Below are 17,896 nucleotides of genomic sequence, written 5' to 3' on the forward strand. Positions count from 1 at the left end.
GGACGGGGGAACCCGACCATCCTGCTACGTGTTGGGGTTCCACGTGGAACGCAGGAGGTAATGACTGGGGTCGGTACACCGAGCCGAGGTGCGGGAGGGAGGCGCCGTGGACCTGGGTGGTGCCACGGGCACCCTGCCGCCCCCCGACCTGGGCAGCGCGTTCACGAACTCGCCGATGGGCGTGGCGCTGAGCACCCCGGAGGGTGTGCTGATCGAGGCGAACGCCGCGCTCGGCGAGCTGCTCGGCCGGGACCCCGGGACGCTGCGCGGCACGACGCTGTTCGCCGTCACCCACCCCGAGGACGTGGCCGGGGCGGTCGCCGTCTGCGCCGGCCTGCAGGAGAGCCGCGGCCGGGCCCGGCACGAGTGCCGGATGGTGCGGTCCGGCGGGGAGGTCGTGCCGGTCCAGGTGACGTCGTCCTGGGTCGACGGCACCCCGGGCGTCACCGCGCCGCACCTGGTCCTCGTGGTCGAGGACGTCACCGAGCGCAAGGCGATGGAGGCCCGGCTGCTGCACCTGTCGGCGCACGACCCGCTCACCGGGCTGCCCAACCGGCTGCTGTTCCGCGACCGGCTGCGGCACGCGCTCGAGCGCGGGCACCGCGAGCACACGCCGACCTGCGTGCTCGTGCTCGACCTCGACGGGTTCAAGGCGGTCAACGACCAGTTCGGTCACCCGGTCGGTGACGCCGTCCTCGTGGCCGTGGCCGGGCACCTCGCCTCGGTGCTGCGGGCCAGCGACACCGCGGCCCGGCTGGGCGGCGACGAGTTCGCCGTCGTCTGCGAGAACACCGAGCGGGCCGACGCCGAGGTGCTGGCCGCGCGGCTGCGGGAGGCCTTCCCCGGCTCGCTGTCGATCGGCTCGACCACCGTGCGGGTGGGCCTGAGCATCGGCATCGGCTCGGTCGACGGCGGCGTGGACCCGGAGGAGGCGCAGGAGGTGGTGGTCCGGGAGGCCGACGCGGCGATGTACGCCGACAAGGCCCGCCGCCGCTGAGCCCCTCGGGCGCGCGGCTCCCTCAGGCGCGCGAGCCGGCCCAGCCCACCGTGCCGGGCAGCCGGGCGAACACGGCGGTCAGCACCGGCAGCGGCAGCGCGAGCACGAGGAAGACGGTGAAGCCGGCGATGTCGTCGGCGTCCTGCGACGCGGCCCCCACGACGAGGGCGAGGAACAGGACGGCGACCGAGGCGAGCGCGGAGGCGAACAGGACCGTGGGGGAGTGCCGGCCCAGCAGCCGCGCCGCCCCGGTGACCAGCCCGGCCGCGCAGGGGAGCCCGAGCAGCAGCGTGACGGTGATCGGGTCGTCCTCGGCGCCGGTGAGCACCGCGACGAGGAAGGCCAGCGAGACCAGCGCGGTCAGGCCGCCGGTGACGAAGCCGAGCACGGCCGCGGTGGTCGCCGTCCCCGGCCGCCCGGGGCCGTGCGGCCACGCCGGAGGCGCGAGCGGCACCGCCGCCCAGCCGGGGCCGTACGGGGCCGGCGGCAGGGAGGGCGGGACCTGCCCGTAGGGCGGCACGGCGCCGTACGGGGGCGGTGCGCCGTAGGGAGGGTGGGCGCCGTAGAGCGGCTGGGCGCCGTACGTGGGCTGGTTGCCGTACGCGGGCGGCGGGGGCGGGGGGACGGACCCGGGCGGGACGACGTCCCACTCCTGCTCGTACGGCTGACCGGTCATGCGCCCAGTCTGCGGCCGCCGCACCCGCGCCCTCCGCTCCCGGCCCCGTGTCCACACCCGAGAGCGGCAGAAATGGCCATTTCTGCCGCACCTGTGGACGACGGCAGCAAGGAGTGGGCCGGTCGGTCCACCCTCTCCCGGTGCCCAGCGCCGCCCGCTTCGTCACCGGCGTCTTCGTCGGCAGCCACGCCGTGGCCAGCGGCGACCTGACGCCGCGGCAGCTGCGGTCGTTCCGCCGCGTCGTCCAGGGCGTCTACGCCGATCCCGCGCTGCCGTTCGACCACCGGCTGCGCTGTGAGGCGGTGGCCCTCCTGCTGCCTCCTGGCGCGGTCATCGGCGGCAGTTCGGCAGCGGGCTGGCACGGCGCTCCGTGGCCCGGGCCGAACGACCCCGTCACCGTCCTGCGGCCCGCCGACGTCGAGTGGAAGGGCCCTCGTGGGGTGCGGGTGCACCGGACGTCGGTCGGCCCCGACGAGGTCGAGGTGCGTGACGACATCCCGCTCAGCACCGCGCTGCGCACGTCCTGGGACGTCGCCGCGCTCGAGCCCCCGGGGACCGCGGTCGCCGCCCTGGACGCGATGGTCAGGGCGGGCTCCGTCTCCTGCGCGGACCTGTCGGCCGGCGTGCGCGCGGGCTCGGGACGGTGGGGCGTGACCAGGGTCCGCCGGGCGGTGTCCCTGGTCGACCCGCGGGCCGAGTCAGGTCCGGAGTCCCGGGTGCGGGTGGCGCTCGTGACGGCCGGCCTCGCGCCCGAACCGCAGTTCGAGGTCCGGCACGCCGGCTGCTTCGTCGCCCGGGTCGACCTCGCCTTCCCCGAGGCGCGGCTCGCGATCGAGTACGAGGGCGAGCACCACTTCGACGGCGTCCAGATCGTCCGCGATGACGAGCGCCATGCGCGGCTGACCGCGGCCGGCTGGCGGGTCATCCGCCTCAGCGCGGCCGACCTCCGCGTCCTGGACGCCGTCATCCGGCGTGTCCGGGCGGCGCTGCCCGCCTGACCCGGGCGGCAGAAATGGCCATTTCTGCCGCCCGCTCGGGTCAGACGCCGAGGGCGGCGCCGACGACGGCGCGGGCCTCCTCCTGCACCTGTGCGAGGTGGTCGGGGCCGCGGAAGGACTCCGCGTAGACCTTGTAGACGTCCTCGGTCCCCGACGGGCGGGCGGCGAACCAGGCGTTCTCCGTGACCACCTTCAGCCCGCCGATCGCGGCGTCGTTGCCCGGCGCGCGGGTGAGCTTGGCGGTGATCGGCTCGCCCGCCAGCTCGGTGGCCGTGACGTCCTCCGGCGACAGCTTCCCCAGCGCCGCCTTCTGCTCGCGGTTCGCCGGGGCGTCCACCCGCGCGTAGGCCGACGCGCCGTACCGCCCGGTCAGCTCCGCGTGCAGCTGCGACGGCGAGCTGCCGGTCACCGCCTGGATCTCGCCGGCCAGCAGCGCCAGGAGGATGCCGTCCTTGTCCGTCGTCCACACCCCGCCGTCGCGGCGCAGGAACGACGCCCCCGCGGACTCCTCGCCGCCGAAGCCGACCGACCCGTCGAGCAGCCCCGGCACGAACCACTTGAACCCGACCGGCACCTCGACCAGCCGCCGCCCCAGCCCGGCGACGACGCGGTCGATCAGCGACGACGACACCAGCGTCTTGCCGACGGTGACGTCCTCGCCCCACTCCGGGCGGTGCGCGAACAGGTAGGAGATCGCGACGGCGAGGAAGTGGTTGGGGTTCATCAGCCCGGCGTCGGGGGTGACGATCCCGTGCCGGTCGGCGTCGGCGTCGTTGCCGGTGGCGATCGCGTAGTCGGCGCGCTTGCCGATGAGCGAGGCCATCGCCGACGGCGACGAGCAGTCCATCCGGATCTTGCCGTCCCAGTCGAGCGTCATGAACCGCCACGTGGGGTCGACCAGCGGGTTGACGACGGTGAGGTCGAGCCGGTGCCGCTCGGCGATCGCCGCCCAGTAGTCGACGCTCGCGCCGCCGAGCGGGTCGGCGCCGATCCGCACCCCGGCCGAGCGGACCGCGTCGAGGTCGAGCACCGCCGGCAGGTCGTCGACGTAGGTGGCGACGTAGTCGTACCGCTGCGCCGCCGCGTGCGCCCGGGCGAACGGCACCCGCCGCACGCCGTCGACCCCCGAGGCGAGCAGCTCGTTGGCGCGGTCGGCGATCACCTTCGTGGCGTCGGTGTCGGCCGGGCCGCCCGACGGCGGGTTGTACTTGAAGCCGCCGTCGCGGGGCGGGTTGTGCGACGGGGTGACGACGATGCCGTCGGCGAGACCGCCGGTCTTCCCCCGGTTGGCGGCGAGGATCGCGTGGCTCACCGCCGGGGTGGGCGTGTACCGGCCGGCGGCGTCGACGAGCACGGTCACGTCGTTGGCGACGAGCACCTCGAGCGCGCTGGCCCACGCCGGCTCGGACAGCGCGTGGGTGTCGCGGCCGAGGAACAGCGGCCCGTCGTAGCCCTGCGCCGCCCGGTACTCGCAGATCGCCTGGGTGGTGGCCAGGATGTGCGCCTCGTTGAACGCGGTGTCGAACGCCGACCCGCGGTGCCCGGAGGTCCCGAACGACACCCGCTGCGCCGGCTCGGCCGGGTCGGGCACCAGCGTGTAGTAGGCGGTCACCAGCGAGGCGACGTCGACCAGGTCGGACGGGGCGGCCGGCTGGCCGGCGCGGGGATCGGTCACGCGCCGATCCTGGCCCGACCAGTGCCCGGCTGGCGACCCGGCGTCACCCCACCCGGGCCGTCGTCCGGCGAACCCGCAGCCCGTCGAGCAGCAGGCCGGCGGCCAGCGCGGCCCCGGCGCCCTCCCCGGCGCGCAGCCGCAGGTCCAGCAGCGGCTCCAGGCCGAGGGCGTGCAGCACCAGCTCGTGCCCGCGCTCGCGGCTGCGCTGCCCGGCGACCAGGCAGGCCTGCGCGCCGGGCTCGAGCAGCACGGCGGCCAGCGCGGCCACCGAGACGGCGAACCCGTCCAGGACGACGGGGGTGCGTGCGGCCGCGGCGCCGAGGACCGCCCCGGCCAGCACGGTGAGCTCCGGCCCGCCGAGTTCGGCCAGCGCCCGTGCGGGGTCCAGACCGCTCCCCGCCCGGGCCACCGCGGCGGCCACCACGGCGCGCTTGCGCTCGAGCACCTCGCTGTCGGCGCCGGACCCCAGCCCGGTGACCTCCGCGGGGTCGGCGCCGAGCAGCCCGGCGGCCAGCGCGGCGGCGACGGTCGTGTTGCCCACGCCCACCTCGCCGAGCGCGAGCAGGCCGTCGCGGGCGCCCAGCTCCCGCCCGGCGGCCAGCAGCCGCTCGACGTCGGCGGCGGTCAGGGCGGGGGCCGCGGCGAGGTCGCCGCGCGGGCCGGCGGGGCGGGCGTCCACCGCGCCGGGCAGCGGGTCGCCGTCCACCCCGGCGTCGACGACGACCGTCGTCAGCCCGGCCGCGGCCGCGGCGGTGGCGCCGACCGAGGTGCCGGCCAGCGCGGCGCGGACGACGTCGCGGGTGACGTGCCCGCCGTAGGCCGAGACGCCGAGCGCGGCGACCGGGTGGTCGGCGGCGGCCAGCACGAGCGCGCCGCCGCTGACGTCGCCGCGGCCGAGGGCCACCACGCGGTCCACCGCGCGGTCGAGCACGCCGAGCGAGCCCGGGGCAGTGAGCAGGCGGTCGGCCTCGTCGCGGGCGCCGACGACGTCCTCGCGGCCGGGCGCGCGCAGGTGCGACGGGGGAGCGGCCGGGCCGCCGTCGTCGGCGGGCCAGCGGTCCTCCAGGACGACGGCGTCCAGCGGCAGCCGCCGTGACCAGCCGGCGCGCTCCAGCCCGGGCGCGGGCGGGCGCTCGTCGGGCCAGCCCAGGCACAGCCAGCCGAGGGTGGCCACGCCGTCGGGCAGGCCGACCAGCCCGGCCAGTTCCTCGGGGCGGAACAGCGTCACCCACCCCATGCCCAGGCCCTCGGCGCGGGCGGCCAGCCACAGGTTCTGGATGGCGGCCGCACAGCTCCACAGGTCGGCGTCGGGGAAGGTCGCGCGGCCCAGCACGCCGGCCGCGGGGGTGCGCCGGTCGCAGCAGACGACGATCCCCAGCGGCGCCTCGCGCACGCCCTCGAGCTGCAGGTCGAGCAGCCGGCGGGCGGCGTCGGGCTCCATCTGCGCGGCCTGGCGCAGCCGCTCGCGGTCGGTGAGGACGGCGGCGCGGTCCCGGATGGCCGGGTCGCGGACGACGACGAACCGCCACGGCTGGCTGTGCCCCACCGACGGGGCGGAGTGCCCGGCGGCCAGCACCCGGCGCAGGACGTCGTCGGGCACCGGGTCGGGGCGGTACCGGCGGACGTCGCGGCGGGCGGCGGCGACGGCGTAGAACCCGCCGGCGTCGTCGGGCATGGCCCAGCCGGCGGGGTCGCCGGCCCGCTCCGCGGCGGACGTGGCGTCGCCGATGAGCGGGACCGGCCGGGGATACGTCACGGGTGCTGCCTCCGCAGCCGGGCGGGGGCCCGGCGGGCCCAGGCCTCGTCCAGCAGGTCGGCGACGACGGCCGGGTCGGCCGCGGCGAGGTCGACCCGCACGCCGGAGAGCCGCTCGCCCCACCACAGCAGCGACACCGCGCCGCCCTCGGCCGCGCGCGCCTCCGACTCCCCGACCATGACGTTGAGGATGCCCGGTGCCCACAGCGTCGCGAGCACGGCGGTCCCCAGCCGGAAGGACGGGCGGCCGTGGTGGTCGGCCTCGGTGACCTCCGGCAGCGCCAGCGCCAGCGCGCGGACGTCGTCCCCGGTCATCGACACGGCACGGCCGGCGGGCTGCTCACACGCCCAGCGTGGCAGCGACCCCCGGCAGTGCCGGCCCCGCGGTGCACGACCTCGGCGCGACGGGGACTCAGGCGTTCGCCGCGACGCCCACGAAGAGTCCGACCGCGATGAAGCCGACACCCACCCAGCCCAGCACGATGCCGGCGATCGCCATGCCGTCCCCGCCCTCGCCGCGCTCGCGGATCTGGCTGCGCGCGACGTACCCGAAGACGAGGGCCAGGACGCTGCCGATCCAGTAGAGCCACAGGATGCCCAGCACCATCGACGCGACGGCCAGACCGTTGGTGCGACGTGGGACGGGGTAGCCGTAGGGCGGGTACCCGTGACCGTACGGTCCGGGCGGCGGACCGTACGGGCCTTGCGGCGGGCCACCCGCGGGCGGGCCGGGGGACGGCCCGTACTGCGGCCACCCCTGCTGCCCGGTGCCGTACCCGGGCGCCTCCCACTGCGTCATGTCCGTCCTCCCCGTCCCGATCCCCGCGGGAGCGGACGGGGATCCGTCGTCCCGGCGCGGGTGCGGAGGGCAGGCTACGGAGCCGCGGGCCACGGGCCCGGCTCCGCCACCCCTGACGGGTCAGACGGCGGGCAGCCCGTGCACACGTCCGCGGAGGTGCTCGCTCCACGACGGCGACGGGCCCCGCGCGACTGCGGGGAAGTCGTCGCCCCCGACGGGCCGCTGACGACGTCTTCCCCGCAGTTGCCGAGGACGTTCCCGCGGGAACCTCCTCAGCCCTCGACGGCGTCCAGGAACCGACGGATCGTCTCGAGGAAGACCTCGGGCTGCTCCGAGTGCACCCAGTGGCCGGCGTTCTTCACCTTGACCAGCCGGGTCGAGGGGAACAGCTCGTCCATCCGCGCGCGGTCCTCGGGCAGCACGTAGTGGCTGTCGGCGCCGGCGACCCAGAGCACCGGGCCGTCGAAGGTGGCGCCCGGCGGCGGGTCGGGGAAGCCGCGCAGCTCGCCGAGGTCGCGCTCGAGGGTCTCCAGGTTCAGCCGCCACCGCCAGCGGCCCGAGCCCACGCCCTCGCGGACCAGGCTCTGCAGCAGGAACGACCGCACCATCGTGCTGGGCACCGCCTCGCGCAGCGCCCGGTCGGCGTCCTCGCGGGTGCGCAGCGCGCCGAGGTCCACCGCCTTCATCGCGGCGATGTAGGCGCCGAACGGCGAGGCCTCCTCGTCGGCGTCGTCGGTGCGGCCGCCGGTGAGCGGGTACTCGACCGGTGCGATGTCGACGACGACGAGCGCGCGCAGCAGCTCCGGCCGGCGCAGCGCCAGCTGCATCGCCACCTTGCCGCCCATCGAGTGCCCGACCAGCGTCACCGGCTCGCCGAAGGACTCCAGCTCCGCGGCCACCAGCCCGGCCATGTCCACGTAGTCGACCCGGTCGGTCCACGGCGAGTGCCCGTGGTTGGGCAGGTCGAGCAGCGTCACCCGGTGGCGGTCGGCCAGCCCCTTCGCCGCCGTCGTCCAGTTCTTGCCCTGGCCGAACAGCCCGTGGACGAACACCACACGCGGGCCGGACTCGCCGACGGTGCGCGCCGCCAGCCGCTCGTCGGAGGGCGCATCGGCGGTCACCCGGCGATTCCACCAGATCCGCGCGCGACGGCGACCTACCGTGCCGGGGACGACGGGGGAGGTCCCAGCATGCCCGGACGGCGTCGCGCCGCCACGACCACCAAGCGCCGGACCACGAAGCGGCGGACGGCGGCCCGCCGGCCGCCGGTGCCCGACCTGCCCACCGCCGGCCCCGGGGAGCGGGTGTGGGTGCTCGCCGTCCCGTTCCGCGCCCCGGCACCGGGCGCCGTCTGGCACGCCGGGCTGCAGGCGCACGTGTGGGTCGGCGCGCGGCTGCCGCCGGCGCTGGCGCCCTACGACCCGCCGCCCTACACGTTCGAGCGGTTCCTCGAGGACGAGCTCAACGAGACCCCGCGGCCGCTGCCCGAGGCCCGGCAGCTGGTGCCGCGCGAGGAGCAGTGCACCGGCGCGGAGGCCGTCGTCGCCTCGGCCGCGGCCGGGCACCGGGTGTTCCTGCTCGGCGACGACCCCGGCGTCGGCAAGACCGGCACCGCCGTGATGGCCGCCCGCGAGATCTGCGAGCTGCGCGGCGGCGAGCGGGTGCTCGTCGTGGCCGACCGCCCGGCCGCCATCACGATCCCGCACTGGACCCGCTCGATCGCCGGCTTCGGCGACGGCGGCCTGCGCTGGTGCGTCACCACCTGGGACCGGCTGGCGAAGGTCGCGAAGCTGCCGTTCGACGTCGTCGTCGCCGACGAGGCGCACATGGTCCGGCACACGACGACGCAGCGGTGGAAGCACTGGAAGGCGGTCTCCGGCCACGCGCGCGCCGAGGAGGCGCCCTTCGTCATCGCGGCCACCGCCACCCCGGCGCACACGCCGACGGAGCTGCCCTACCTGGCGCCGCAGTTCGCCCAGGTGCACGACGAGCCGCTGCGCGCCTGGGCCGACCTGCCCGCGAAGCTCGCCGAGCACGGGTTCCACGTGGAACGCGGCCGCTACGGCTGGGCGTGGACCGAGGACGCCGACGCCCGCCGCGCCGACCTCGCCCGCCTGCAGGGCTGGCTGGCCGGCGGGGACGGTCCGGACGACCCGCCGGCGACCCTGCACCGCCCGGCGCCGTGGGGCCCCGTGTCGGTGACCGGGACGCCGGTGGCCCTGACCCCCGCCGAGCGGGCCGCCTACGAGTCGGAGTGGCAGGAGTTCCGCGCGGAGATGCAGCTGGCCCGGAAGGCCCGGCAGAGCGCCCGCGGCCGCGCCGCGCTGCTGCGGTTCCGGCAGAAGGCGGGGCTGATCCGCGTGCAGGCGACCGTCGACTGGGTGCGCGCGCAGGTGGAGGCCGAGCGGCAGGTCGCGGTGTCGGTGGAGTTCGTGGAGACCGCGGCCGATCCGATCCGCGAGGCGCTGCTGGACTCCGGCATCGCCGTCGCCTCGATCTACGGCCGCGACCGGTTCGACGTCGAGGCCGAGCGGCTGCGCTTCCAGACCGGCGAGGCCCCGGTCTGCGTGTTCACCGTGACCGCCTCGATCAGCCTGCACGCCGGTGAGCTGCTGCCCGGCGGCACGACCGCCTCGCCGACGCCGCGGGTGGGGCTGTTCCACCAGCCGCGCTTCTCCGGCATCCAGGCCCGCCAGGTCACCGGCCGCACCCACCGCGACGGGCAGGTCTCGCCGTGGCGGGTGGCCTACGCCGAGGGGACGGTCGAGGAGCAGGTGGCCCGGGTGATGGTCGAGCGGCTGGCGGTCAGCGGGTCGACGGCGGGCGCGGACACCTCGGCCCTGCAGGAGATCGCCGAGCTGCTCGACGCCGACTGGCTGCCGCCGGCCGCGCTCACGGACGCCTGAACGACGCCGCGCGGCGCTACCGTCCGGCTCCGTGATCCCGGTCGCCGCCGTCGGAACCGCCCTGCTCGCCGCCCTCACCGTCCTCCAGCTCGCGCTGGCCGGCGGCGCGCCGCTGGGCCGGTTCGCGTGGGGCGGGCAGCACGTCGTCCTGCCGCCCCGCCTGCGGGTGGGCAGCGTGCTGTCGATCGGGGTCTACGCCGTGGTGGCGCTGCTGGTGCTGCAGGCGGCCGGGGCCGTCGACCTGCTGCCCGGCGGGCTCGTCGAGGTCGGCATGTGGGTCCTGACCGGGTACTTCGCGCTGGGCGTGGTCCTGAACGCGATCTCCCGGAGCCGGCCCGAGCGGCTGGTCATGACGCCGGTCGCCCTCGCGCTGGCCGTCGTCTGCCTGGTGCTGGCGCTGGCCTGAGCCGGCGCTACGCCCCCGGTTCGGCGTGCAACCGGCGGACCGCCGACGTGTGCAGGAAGCCGGTGATCCCGAGGACGGCCAGGCCGCCCACCGCGTGCAGGCCGCCCCAGACGGTCCCCTCGTCGGCCAGGGCCCGCAGCAGGCTCTGCCCGACGAAGGTCAGCAGGGCGAGCACCAGGGCGAGGACGACGTCCCGGGTGCCGGCGCGCGCCACCAGTGCCAGGACGAGGACCACGGCCGACAGCGCGGGGACGACGGTGAAGCCGTTGGTCTCGTGGGCGTCGAAGCCCCCGCCGAAGGCACCGATCCCGGCGAGGAAGAACTGCACGACGACGGCGAGCAGCAGCAGGGCCAGCGCCAGCCGGTAGGCGACCAGCGCCCCGTGCCGCGGTGCACCGGCTCGTGCCCGCGTCGTCGCCGGGGTCCCGTGAGCGGTCATCGGCGGCCTCCTGTCGGGTGCCTGCCGGCCAGCATCCGGCGGCGCCGGACCGGCGTCCAGGGCCTGTCGTCCCGGCGTAGGACCATGGGGGGCGTGCGGCGGGAGGCGAGCGTCCTGCACCTGGACCTGGACGCGTTCTTCGCCGCCGTCGAGCAGCGCGACAAGCCCTCGCTGCGGGGCCGGCCGGTGGTCGTCGGCGGCACCGGCGGGCGCGGCGTCGTCGCGACGGCGTCCTACGAGGCGCGCGCGTACGGGGCCCGCTCGGCCATGTCGACGGCGGAGGCGCGGCGCCGCTGCCCGCCCGGGACGGCGTTCCTCGGCGGCCGGTTCGGCGCCTACCGGCGCACCTCCGACGTCGTCATGGAGCTGCTGCGGGAGCTGTCGCCGCTGGTCGAGCCGGTGTCGATCGACGAGGCCTACGTCGACCTCGCCGCCGGTCCCGGGCACGACCTGTCCGTCGAGGGCGTCACCGCGCTGGCCCGCGGGCTCAAGGCGCGCATCGCCGAGGCCACCGGCGGGGTGACCGGCTCGGTGGGCGTCGGCAGCTCCAAGCTCATGGCCAAGATCGGCTCCGACCTGGACAAGCCCGACGGCCTCGTCGTCGTCGCGCCCGGCACGGAGCTGGACGTGCTGCACCCGCTGCCGGTGACCCGGCTCGGCGGCGTGGGCCCGGCGACGGCGGAGCGGCTGCGGCAGGTCGGCGTCGCGACGGTGGCGCAGCTGGCCGCCAAGTCGCTGCCCGACCTCGTCGCGCTGGCCGGGAAGGCGCACGGCAGCGGGCTGTACCAGCTGGCGCGGGCCGAGGACGACCGGCCGGTGGTGGCCGAGCGCGAGGCCAAGTCGGTGTCGCACGAGGAGACCTTCGAGCGGGACCTCACCGACCACGCCGAGCTCAACCGGCTCATCGACTCGATGGCCACCCGGGTGGGCGCGCGGCTGCGGTCCTCGGCGCTGTCGGGGCGGACGGTGACGCTCAAGCTGCGCCGCTACGACTTCACCACGCTCACCCGCTCGCAGACGCTGCCGCAGCCCACCGACGACGCCCGCCAGGTGGCCGCGATCGCCCGGCGGCTGCTCGGGGAGGCCGGCACCGGCGGGGGCCTGCGGCTGCTCGGCGTCGGCGTCTCGGGGCTGTCGCAGTACGCGCAGGGCGACCTGTTCGCCGACGACGACGCGGACGCGCCCGACGAGTCCGAGGCCGCCGCCGTCCTCGCGGAGGCCGCCCGGACCGCGGGGCCGGCGGACCGGCGGTGGTGGCCGGGGCAGGACGTGGTGCACGACGAGCTGGGCCCGGGCTGGGTGTGGGGCCGCGGGCTGGGCCGGGTGACGGTGCGCTTCGAGGGGCCGCGGACCCTGCCCGGCCCGGTGCGGACCCTCGCCGCGGACGACCCGGCGCTGCACCCGGGCGACCCGCCGGACTGGCGGCCCCCGACGATGGAGCCGTGAGCGAGAACCTGTGGGTGCGGATGACCGAGGCGGACCCCGGTCACTCGGCGGCCTACGTCAAGCGGTTCAAGGACCTGGCCGCGGGCGGGATGGACATCGTCGGTGAGGCGCGGCTGGTCGACGCGATGCTGCCGCGCCGGTCCCGGGTGCTCGACGCCGGCTGCGGCCCGGGCCGGGTCGGCGGCCACCTCGCCGCGGCGGGGCACGAGGTGGTCGGGGTCGACGTCGACCCGGTGCTGATCGCCGCCGCGGAGGAGGACCACCCGGGCGCGCGCTGGCTCGTCGGCGACCTGGCCGAGCTCGACCTGCCCGACCGGTTCGACGCGATCGTGTGCGCGGGCAACGTGGTGACGTTCCTGGCGCCGTCCACGCGGGTCGAGGTGCTGCGGCGCTTCCGCGCCCACCTGGCCGACGGCGGCCGGGCGGTGGTCGGCTTCGGCGCCGGGCGGGACTACGCCTTCGACGCGTTCCTCGACGACGCCCGCGCCGCCGGGCTGGCGCCGGACCTGCTCCTGTCGAGCTGGCACCTGCACCCGTTCACCGCGGAGTCGGACTTCCTGGTCGCCGTCCTCCGGGTCAGCTGACGTCGGCCAGCCGGCCGACCACCTGCAGGTCGCCGTCGAGCTGGACCACGAGCGTCTCGCCGTCGGCGCCGCGCAGGTGCGCCTCGAACAGCCCCCACGCGTCCACCTCCAGCCACTCGATCGTCGCGCCCGGCACCTCGGCGAGGGCGGCCGCGGCCACCTCGACGGCGACGTCGGCGGTCAGCTCCGGCGGCAGCGGGCGGCGAGGGGTGCGCACCCAGGCGTGCCGGCCGACGGTCTCGGTGCTGCGGTACACGGTGGCCTCCTCGGGTCCGTCGCGGCGCCGGGGTGTGCCGCGACGGGTCCGAGACTCGGCCGCCCGCCTGGGAGCAGCCTGGGGACGACGTGCCAGTTCCCCGCGATCATGGCGCCGTGACCATCGCCGGGCGGCGTGTCGCGGTCAGGACGCCATGATCGCGGGGAGGCCCCTCAGCGGCAGCCGAGGGCGAGGGTCAGCTCGAGGACGGTCTGCGGGTCGTCGAGGTGCCTGCCGAACAGCTCCCGCAGCTGCCCCATCCGGTAGCGCACCGTCTGCGGGTGGACGAACAGCTCCGCGGCCACCTGCTCGCGCCGGCCGTGGTGCAGCAGCCACGAGCGCAGCGTCTCCAGCAGCTTCTCCCGGGGGCCGGGAGCCAGCCCGTCGAGCGGGGCGAGCACCTGCGCGCGCAGGTCGGCCAGCGCCTCGCCGTCGGCGCGCAGGACCAGGTCGGCCAGCCGCTGCTCGGTGTCCACGGGCGCGTCGCCGTCGGGGGACAGGCCCACCTGCAGCGCCCGCAGCGCCCGCGAGTACGACGAGCGCGCCTCCTGCCACGGCCGCGCCGGCCCGACGACGGCGTCGCGGCCGGAGAGCACCTTGAGCAGCGCGGCGCGGGCGAACCCCTCGGCGTCGGGTACCAGCAGGACCGCCCGCTCGGTGGAGGGCTCGGCGCCGGGCAGGTCCTCGCCGGCCTGCAGCGTGCGCGCGTCGAGCACCGCCGTCGCGTCGCGGGCGCCGGCCTCGGACAGCAGGACGGCGGTGAGCGTGCGCGGCGGCGTCCAGTCCGCCCGCTCGGCGGCGGTGATCAGCTCGTACGGGGGCGCGCCGGTGACCAGCAGCTCGGCCAGCCGCTCCAGGTGCCGCCGCCGCACCCGGCCGCTGGCCGCCAGCTGGTCGGCGTGCCCGGAGGCGCTCGCCGCCGAGAGCTGGTCGATGTAGGCGAACACCAGCTCGGCGAAGCGGGCCAGCGCCGCGGCGGGCATGCCGGCCGCCACCGCCGTCTCGCTGAGGTGCCGCCAGGCCACCCGGGCGCCGACCCGGTAGGCCGACAGCAGCGCGTCCATCGACCGGCCGGTGCGCGCCTCCCCGCGGCCGAGCGCGTAGGCGCTCTCGATCGCGGGGTCCACCGGCCGGCTGGCGTCCGCGCCGCCGGTCGCGAGCTCCAGGAAGCCGCCGAGGGCGAGCTGGACGGCGTTCTCGATCTTGCGGCCCATCTGCCCGCGGAAGGCCTCCGCGTAGCTGGGCACCTCGACGACGATCGCCGCGACCGTCCGCTCGGCGACCGACGGCAGCTCCGTGCGCACCGCCGCCGCGACGTGCAGCGCGAAGGTCTCCTGCTGGGGGACCACGTGACCTCCCCGTGACACGGTTTGTCCTCTGCGAACAGTATCCGGCGGAACGTTCACGTCCAGGGCACAGGTAGTTGCACGTTCCGCAGGGAACAGTGAGAGCATGACCGCGACCGCTCCGCGCCCTTCCCCGGCCCGGCCGGCCCTCAAGGCGCTGCGCGACCGCGTCCTGCGCGTCGCCGAACTCGTCACCACCCCGCTGCTGCCCGCCGACTACCTCGACCTGATCGACCCGCTGCGCGCCGGCGCCGACCTGCGCGGACGGATCGAGGCGGTCGTGCCCGAGACCCGCGACGCCGCCACGGTGGTCATCCGGCCCGGCGCCGACTGGCAGCCGCACCGGCCCGGCCAGTACGTGCGCATCGGCATCGACGTCGACGGCGTCCGGATGTGGCGGGCCTACTCGATCACCTCCGACCTCGGCCGCACCGACGGCTGCTTCACCGTGACCGTCAAGGCGATCCCCGGTGGCAAGGTGAGCAACCACCTGGTCCGGCGGACCCGGCCCGGCACGATGGTGCAGCTCGACCAGGCCACCGGGGACTTCTGCCTGCCCGCGCAGCTGCCGGCCAAGGCGCTGTTCGTCACCGCCGGCTCCGGCATCACCCCGGTGATGGGCATCCTGCGCAACCACCCCGAGCTCACCGACGTCGTCCTGGTGCACTCCGCGCCCACGCCCGACGACGTCGTCTTCGGGACGGAGCTGCGGCAGCTGGCCGCCGACGGGCGGATCCGGCTGGTCGAGCAGCACACCGACACCGCCGGGATGCTCGACGCCGCGGCCGTCGCCGCCCTCGTCCCCGACCTCGCCGAGCGCGACACCTGGGCGTGCGGCCCGGTCGGCATGCTCGAGGCGCTGGAGGAGCACTGGGCCGCGGCCGGGCTCACCGAGCGGCTCTACACCGAGCGGTTCCGCCCGAAGGTGCTGGTCACCGGCGAGGGTGGCACGGTCACCTTCACGAAGAAGGGCACCTCGCTCGAGGCCGGCGGCGCCACCCCGATCCTCGACGCCGCCGAGGAGGCCGGCGTCCTCATGCCCAGCGGCTGCCGCATGGGCATCTGCTACGGCTGCGTGCTCCCGCTGCGCGAGGGCGCCGTCCGCGACCTGCGCACCGGCGAGGTGACCACCGCCGCCCCCGGGGACGGCGTCCTCGTCCAGACCTGCATCAGCGCCGCCGCCGGCGCCTGCGACATCGACCACTGACCGCTTCCGACCCAGAGGAGCACCGCATGACCGTTCTGCAGAAGAAGACCGTCAACCCCATCGAGCACCTCACCCCCGAGGACGTCGAGCTCATCGGCAAGGAGCTCGACGAGATCCGCCAGGGCGTGATGGACAGCCGCGGCGAGTCCGACGCGCGCTACATCCGCAAGGTCATCGACGTGCACCGCAAGATCGAGCTGGGCAGCCGCGCCGTGCTGCTGGCGTCCGGCTTCCCGCCCGCGTGGATCGCCGGGACGATCGGCCTGTCGATCGCCAAGATCCTCGAGAACATGGAGATCGGGCACAACATCCTCCACGGGCAGTGGGACTGGATGCGCGACCCGAAGATCCACTCCACGACGTGGGAGTGGGACATGGCCAGCCCGGCCGAGCAGTGGAAGCACTCGCACAACGAGCTGCACCACACGTACACGAACGTGATCGGCAAGGACAACGACCTCGGCTACGGCATCATGCGCGTCGACGAGGACCAGCCCTGGACGCCGATGTACCTCGGCCAGCCGCTGTGGAGCTTCATCAACGCCTGCTTCTTCGAGTACGGGATCGCCGCGTACGACCTCGAGCTCGGCGCCGTCATCGCCAAGAAGCAGACCGGCGACCCGGAGTTCCGCCGCCGGGCCAAGCAGGTGCTGGTCAAGATCGGCCGGCAGGTGCGCAAGGACTACGTCATCCACCCGCTGCTGTCGGGCCCGAACTTCCTGGCCACCCTGGCCGCGAACTTCACCGCCAACATCGTGCGGAACCTGTGGTCGAACTCGGTCATCCTCTGCGGGCACTTCCCCGAGGGCGTCGAGACCTTCGAGAAGAAGTCCATCGACGGCGAGACCCGCGGCGAGTGGTACCTGCGGCAGATGCTCGGCTCGGCCAACATCTCCGGCTCGAAGGCGATGCACATCCTGACCGGGAACCTGTCGCACCAGATCGAGCACCACCTGTTCCCGGACCTGTCGAGCAACCGGTACGCCGAGATCGCCCCGAAGATCCGCGACCTGTTCCAGCGCTACGGGCTGAACTACCACACCGCGCCGCTGCCGAGGCAGGTCGGCTCGGCCTGGCACAAGATCATCCGGCTGTCGCTGCCGAACGGCTGGCTGGCGAACACCAACGCCCGCAACCTGCCCTCGCAGCTGGCCAAGCTCTGGAAGATGACCACCGGGGAGCCGAAGGTCCGCCGCAAGCTCATCCGCGAGCAGGCCGCCATGGCCGCCGCTGCCGCCTGAGACCGCGCAGCCGGACGCACACGCGGAGGGGCCCGGGACGGATCACCGTCCCGGGCCCCTCGTGGGTCAGCGGCCGGTCAGGGCCGCAGCGCCGGCTGGGCGTAGTTCAGCCGGAGCAGCACGGACGGGTCGCCGATCGGCACCTCCCACACCGCGCCCCCTGCATCCGGGTCGACGACCTGCCCCGACCTCAGGAACGCCGCCACCTGCGCCTGCCCCTGCAGCGCCGACGGGTGGGTCAGCACCAGCAGGAACGAGTGCGGGTTGGGCAGCGGCGGCGTGGCCTTGTCGTTGCGGTAGAGGCTGGTCCGCGACCGCGGGTGCCCGGCGTCGACGAGCGTGTACGACGTCGGGTTGGGCACCGTCCGGTCGCCGTAGGCCACCTGGACCAGCACCCGCTGCGGGTCGATCAGCGGGGCGAAGGTCTCCGGGCTGCCCGGGCGGGACAGCCAGGTGGACCGGGCCAGGTGCTCCTGGATCTCCACCGCACCGGGCACGGTGACCGTGACCGGGCCCTCGCCACGCAGCGGCATCTGCGTGGTGAAGGTGTCCTGGGCGGCCTTGATGGTCGGGCCGCCCTGGACCCTGACCCAGTAGGTGGTGCCGGGCGCGAGCTGCTGCGCCGGGTGGGCGTAGAGCGTGTTGGTGGCCGGGTCCCGGACGACGCGGTCGACGCCGGTCCGCCAGCCGCCGCGCGCCTCCTGGACCGTGATCGACGCGGCGGTGGCCACGTCGACCGGCCTGCTGAGGCGGATGGCCAGCCGCGGGTCCAGGTCGAAGCCGTCGAGCTGGTTGAGCTGCTGCACCAGGCCGCAGCTGATCGCGGCGCCGCAGCCCGCCGTCGGCAGGTCCACCCGCCGGCCGGTCAGCTGGGCGGGGTCGCGGACGGTGAGGGTGTCGGAGGGGAAGACCGAGACCGGCTCGGCCTTCTGCGGGTCGGTGAGCGCGGGGGGCGCGGTGACCGAGAGGGCGGCCGTGAAGGCCAGCGCACCGACGAGCGACGTCGTCGCGCGGTGCCGGCGTCGTTGCTGCAAGGCGTCTCCAGGGGGGAGGAAGGGGGCGCCTCTTCCTGGTCTGCGGCGACTCGGATCACAAGCTGATCACGGGAACCGCAGGTCAGGACCGGTCCGTCCCCGTCCGGGGGGCCGGGAGGGCAGCCTCCCGG

18 protein-coding genes are annotated in these 17,896 nt (G+C 75.9%); 8 read left to right on the top strand and 10 right to left on the bottom strand.

Annotated features, from left to right (window positions below):
* Positions 1–106: 106 nt before the first annotated feature.
* A complete protein-coding gene (locus ACI8AR_RS13945; protein ID WP_457051556.1) occupies positions 107–997 on the top strand; it encodes a diguanylate cyclase domain-containing protein in 891 nt (296 codons plus the stop codon).
* Between the two features lie 22 nt (positions 998–1,019).
* Here ACI8AR_RS13945 and ACI8AR_RS13950 read toward each other — a convergent pair whose 3' ends face one another.
* Entirely contained in the window at positions 1,020–1,673 is a 654-nt protein-coding gene (locus tag ACI8AR_RS13950; RefSeq protein ID WP_457051557.1) for a hypothetical protein, read from the bottom strand.
* A 140-nt stretch (positions 1,674–1,813) separates the two neighbouring features.
* Here ACI8AR_RS13950 and ACI8AR_RS13955 point away from each other — a divergent pair, with 140 nt between their 5' ends.
* Positions 1,814–2,671 carry a DUF559 domain-containing protein gene (locus tag ACI8AR_RS13955; RefSeq protein WP_457051558.1) on the top strand — a complete coding sequence of 286 codons (858 nt, stop codon included), beginning with the start codon at positions 1,814–1,816 and terminating at the stop codon, positions 2,669–2,671.
* Between the two features lie 40 nt (positions 2,672–2,711).
* Here the strand turns inward: ACI8AR_RS13955 and pgm are convergent, their stop codons facing one another.
* The 5 genes from pgm to ACI8AR_RS13980 all read right to left on the bottom strand — a co-directional run bounded on the left by pgm (position 2,712) and on the right by ACI8AR_RS13980 (position 8,021).
* Positions 2,712–4,346, bottom strand: a complete 1,635-nt coding sequence (gene pgm, locus ACI8AR_RS13960; RefSeq protein ID WP_457051559.1) for a phosphoglucomutase (alpha-D-glucose-1,6-bisphosphate-dependent) — start codon at positions 4,344–4,346, stop codon at positions 2,712–2,714.
* A gap of 43 nt (positions 4,347–4,389) precedes the next feature.
* Positions 4,390–6,102: a 5,6-dimethylbenzimidazole synthase gene (bluB, locus tag ACI8AR_RS13965; RefSeq protein WP_457051560.1), complete on the bottom strand. Its 1,713-nt coding sequence runs from the start codon at positions 6,100–6,102 to the stop codon at positions 4,390–4,392.
* Positions 6,099–6,416 (bottom strand): hypothetical protein, encoded by a 318-nt coding sequence (locus ACI8AR_RS13970; protein WP_457051561.1) that lies wholly within the window; start codon positions 6,414–6,416, stop codon positions 6,099–6,101. Before ACI8AR_RS13970 ends, bluB begins: the two co-directional genes overlap by 4 nt.
* A gap of 97 nt (positions 6,417–6,513) precedes the next feature.
* On the bottom strand, positions 6,514–6,900 hold the full coding sequence (locus ACI8AR_RS13975; protein ID WP_457051562.1) for a DUF4190 domain-containing protein: 387 nt from the start codon (positions 6,898–6,900) through the stop codon (positions 6,514–6,516).
* Positions 6,901–7,172: 272 nt separating this feature from the next.
* The gene (locus ACI8AR_RS13980) at positions 7,173–8,021 is read right to left on the bottom strand and encodes an alpha/beta fold hydrolase (RefSeq protein WP_457051563.1); all 849 of its coding nucleotides are present in this window, start codon (positions 8,019–8,021) and stop codon (positions 7,173–7,175) included.
* 69 nt (positions 8,022–8,090) lie between these two features.
* Between ACI8AR_RS13980 and ACI8AR_RS13985 the strand changes: the two genes are divergently transcribed.
* Complete coding sequence (locus tag ACI8AR_RS13985; protein WP_457051564.1) at positions 8,091–9,806, top strand: helicase; 1,716 nt, start codon at positions 8,091–8,093, stop codon at positions 9,804–9,806.
* Between the two features lie 31 nt (positions 9,807–9,837).
* Complete coding sequence (locus ACI8AR_RS13990) at positions 9,838–10,212, top strand: hypothetical protein (RefSeq protein ID WP_457051565.1); 375 nt, start codon at positions 9,838–9,840, stop codon at positions 10,210–10,212.
* A gap of 7 nt (positions 10,213–10,219) precedes the next feature.
* On the opposite strand, the gene ACI8AR_RS13995 is transcribed toward ACI8AR_RS13990, so the two are convergent.
* Positions 10,220–10,651, bottom strand: coding sequence for a hypothetical protein (locus ACI8AR_RS13995; RefSeq protein ID WP_457051566.1), 432 nt, complete (start codon positions 10,649–10,651; stop codon positions 10,220–10,222).
* A 93-nt stretch (positions 10,652–10,744) separates the two neighbouring features.
* On the opposite strand from ACI8AR_RS13995, the gene ACI8AR_RS14000 reads away from it, so the two are divergent.
* Both ACI8AR_RS14000 and ACI8AR_RS14005 read left to right on the top strand, forming a co-directional pair.
* Complete coding sequence (locus tag ACI8AR_RS14000; RefSeq protein ID WP_457051567.1) at positions 10,745–12,097, top strand: DNA polymerase IV; 1,353 nt, start codon at positions 10,745–10,747, stop codon at positions 12,095–12,097.
* Positions 12,094–12,681 (top strand): class I SAM-dependent methyltransferase, encoded by a 588-nt coding sequence (locus ACI8AR_RS14005; protein ID WP_457051568.1) that lies wholly within the window; start codon positions 12,094–12,096, stop codon positions 12,679–12,681. Before ACI8AR_RS14000 ends, ACI8AR_RS14005 begins: the two co-directional genes overlap by 4 nt.
* Here the strand turns inward: ACI8AR_RS14005 and ACI8AR_RS14010 are convergent.
* Both ACI8AR_RS14010 and ACI8AR_RS14015 read right to left on the bottom strand, forming a co-directional pair.
* A complete protein-coding gene (locus ACI8AR_RS14010) occupies positions 12,674–12,937 on the bottom strand; it encodes a hypothetical protein (protein WP_457051569.1) in 264 nt (87 codons plus the stop codon). The two genes, ACI8AR_RS14005 and ACI8AR_RS14010, sit on opposite strands and share 8 nt — an antisense overlap.
* 173 nt (positions 12,938–13,110) lie before the next feature.
* Entirely contained in the window at positions 13,111–14,286 is a 1,176-nt protein-coding gene (locus tag ACI8AR_RS14015) for a PucR family transcriptional regulator (protein ID WP_457051570.1), read from the bottom strand.
* A 103-nt stretch (positions 14,287–14,389) separates the two neighbouring features.
* Between ACI8AR_RS14015 and ACI8AR_RS14020 the strand changes: the two genes are divergently transcribed.
* Both ACI8AR_RS14020 and ACI8AR_RS14025 read left to right on the top strand, forming a co-directional pair.
* Positions 14,390–15,490 (top strand): ferredoxin reductase, encoded by a 1,101-nt coding sequence (locus ACI8AR_RS14020; protein ID WP_457051571.1) that lies wholly within the window; start codon positions 14,390–14,392, stop codon positions 15,488–15,490.
* A gap of 26 nt (positions 15,491–15,516) precedes the next feature.
* Positions 15,517–16,731 carry a fatty acid desaturase family protein gene (locus ACI8AR_RS14025; RefSeq protein WP_457051572.1) on the top strand — a complete coding sequence of 405 codons (1,215 nt, stop codon included), beginning with the start codon at positions 15,517–15,519 and terminating at the stop codon, positions 16,729–16,731.
* Positions 16,732–16,808: 77 nt separating this feature from the next.
* On the opposite strand, the gene ACI8AR_RS14030 is transcribed toward ACI8AR_RS14025, so the two are convergent.
* Positions 16,809–17,765, bottom strand: a complete 957-nt coding sequence (locus ACI8AR_RS14030; RefSeq protein ID WP_457051573.1) for a hypothetical protein — start codon at positions 17,763–17,765, stop codon at positions 16,809–16,811.
* Between the last annotated feature and the right edge of the window lie 131 nt (positions 17,766–17,896).

This window comes from Geodermatophilus sp. SYSU D01036, from assembly GCF_054050435.1.

What these genes read in the sequence shown, in the direction of transcription:
- ACI8AR_RS13950 (WP_457051557.1), bottom strand. Translation starts at nt 1,673, where the DNA reads ATGACCGGTCAGCCGTACGAGCAGGAGTGGGACGTCGTCCCGCCCGGG.
- ACI8AR_RS13975 (WP_457051562.1), bottom strand. Translation starts at nt 6,900, where the DNA reads ATGACGCAGTGGGAGGCGCCCGGGTACGGCACCGGGCAGCAGGGGTGG.
- ACI8AR_RS13995 (WP_457051566.1), bottom strand. Translation starts at nt 10,651, where the DNA reads ATGACCGCTCACGGGACCCCGGCGACGACGCGGGCACGAGCCGGTGCA.
- ACI8AR_RS14025 (WP_457051572.1), top strand. Translation starts at nt 15,517, where the DNA reads ATGACCGTTCTGCAGAAGAAGACCGTCAACCCCATCGAGCACCTCACC.
- ACI8AR_RS13970 (WP_457051561.1), bottom strand. Translation starts at nt 6,416, where the DNA reads ATGACCGGGGACGACGTCCGCGCGCTGGCGCTGGCGCTGCCGGAGGTC.
- ACI8AR_RS14020 (WP_457051571.1), top strand. Translation starts at nt 14,390, where the DNA reads ATGACCGCGACCGCTCCGCGCCCTTCCCCGGCCCGGCCGGCCCTCAAG.
- ACI8AR_RS13985 (WP_457051564.1), top strand. Translation starts at nt 8,091, where the DNA reads ATGCCCGGACGGCGTCGCGCCGCCACGACCACCAAGCGCCGGACCACG.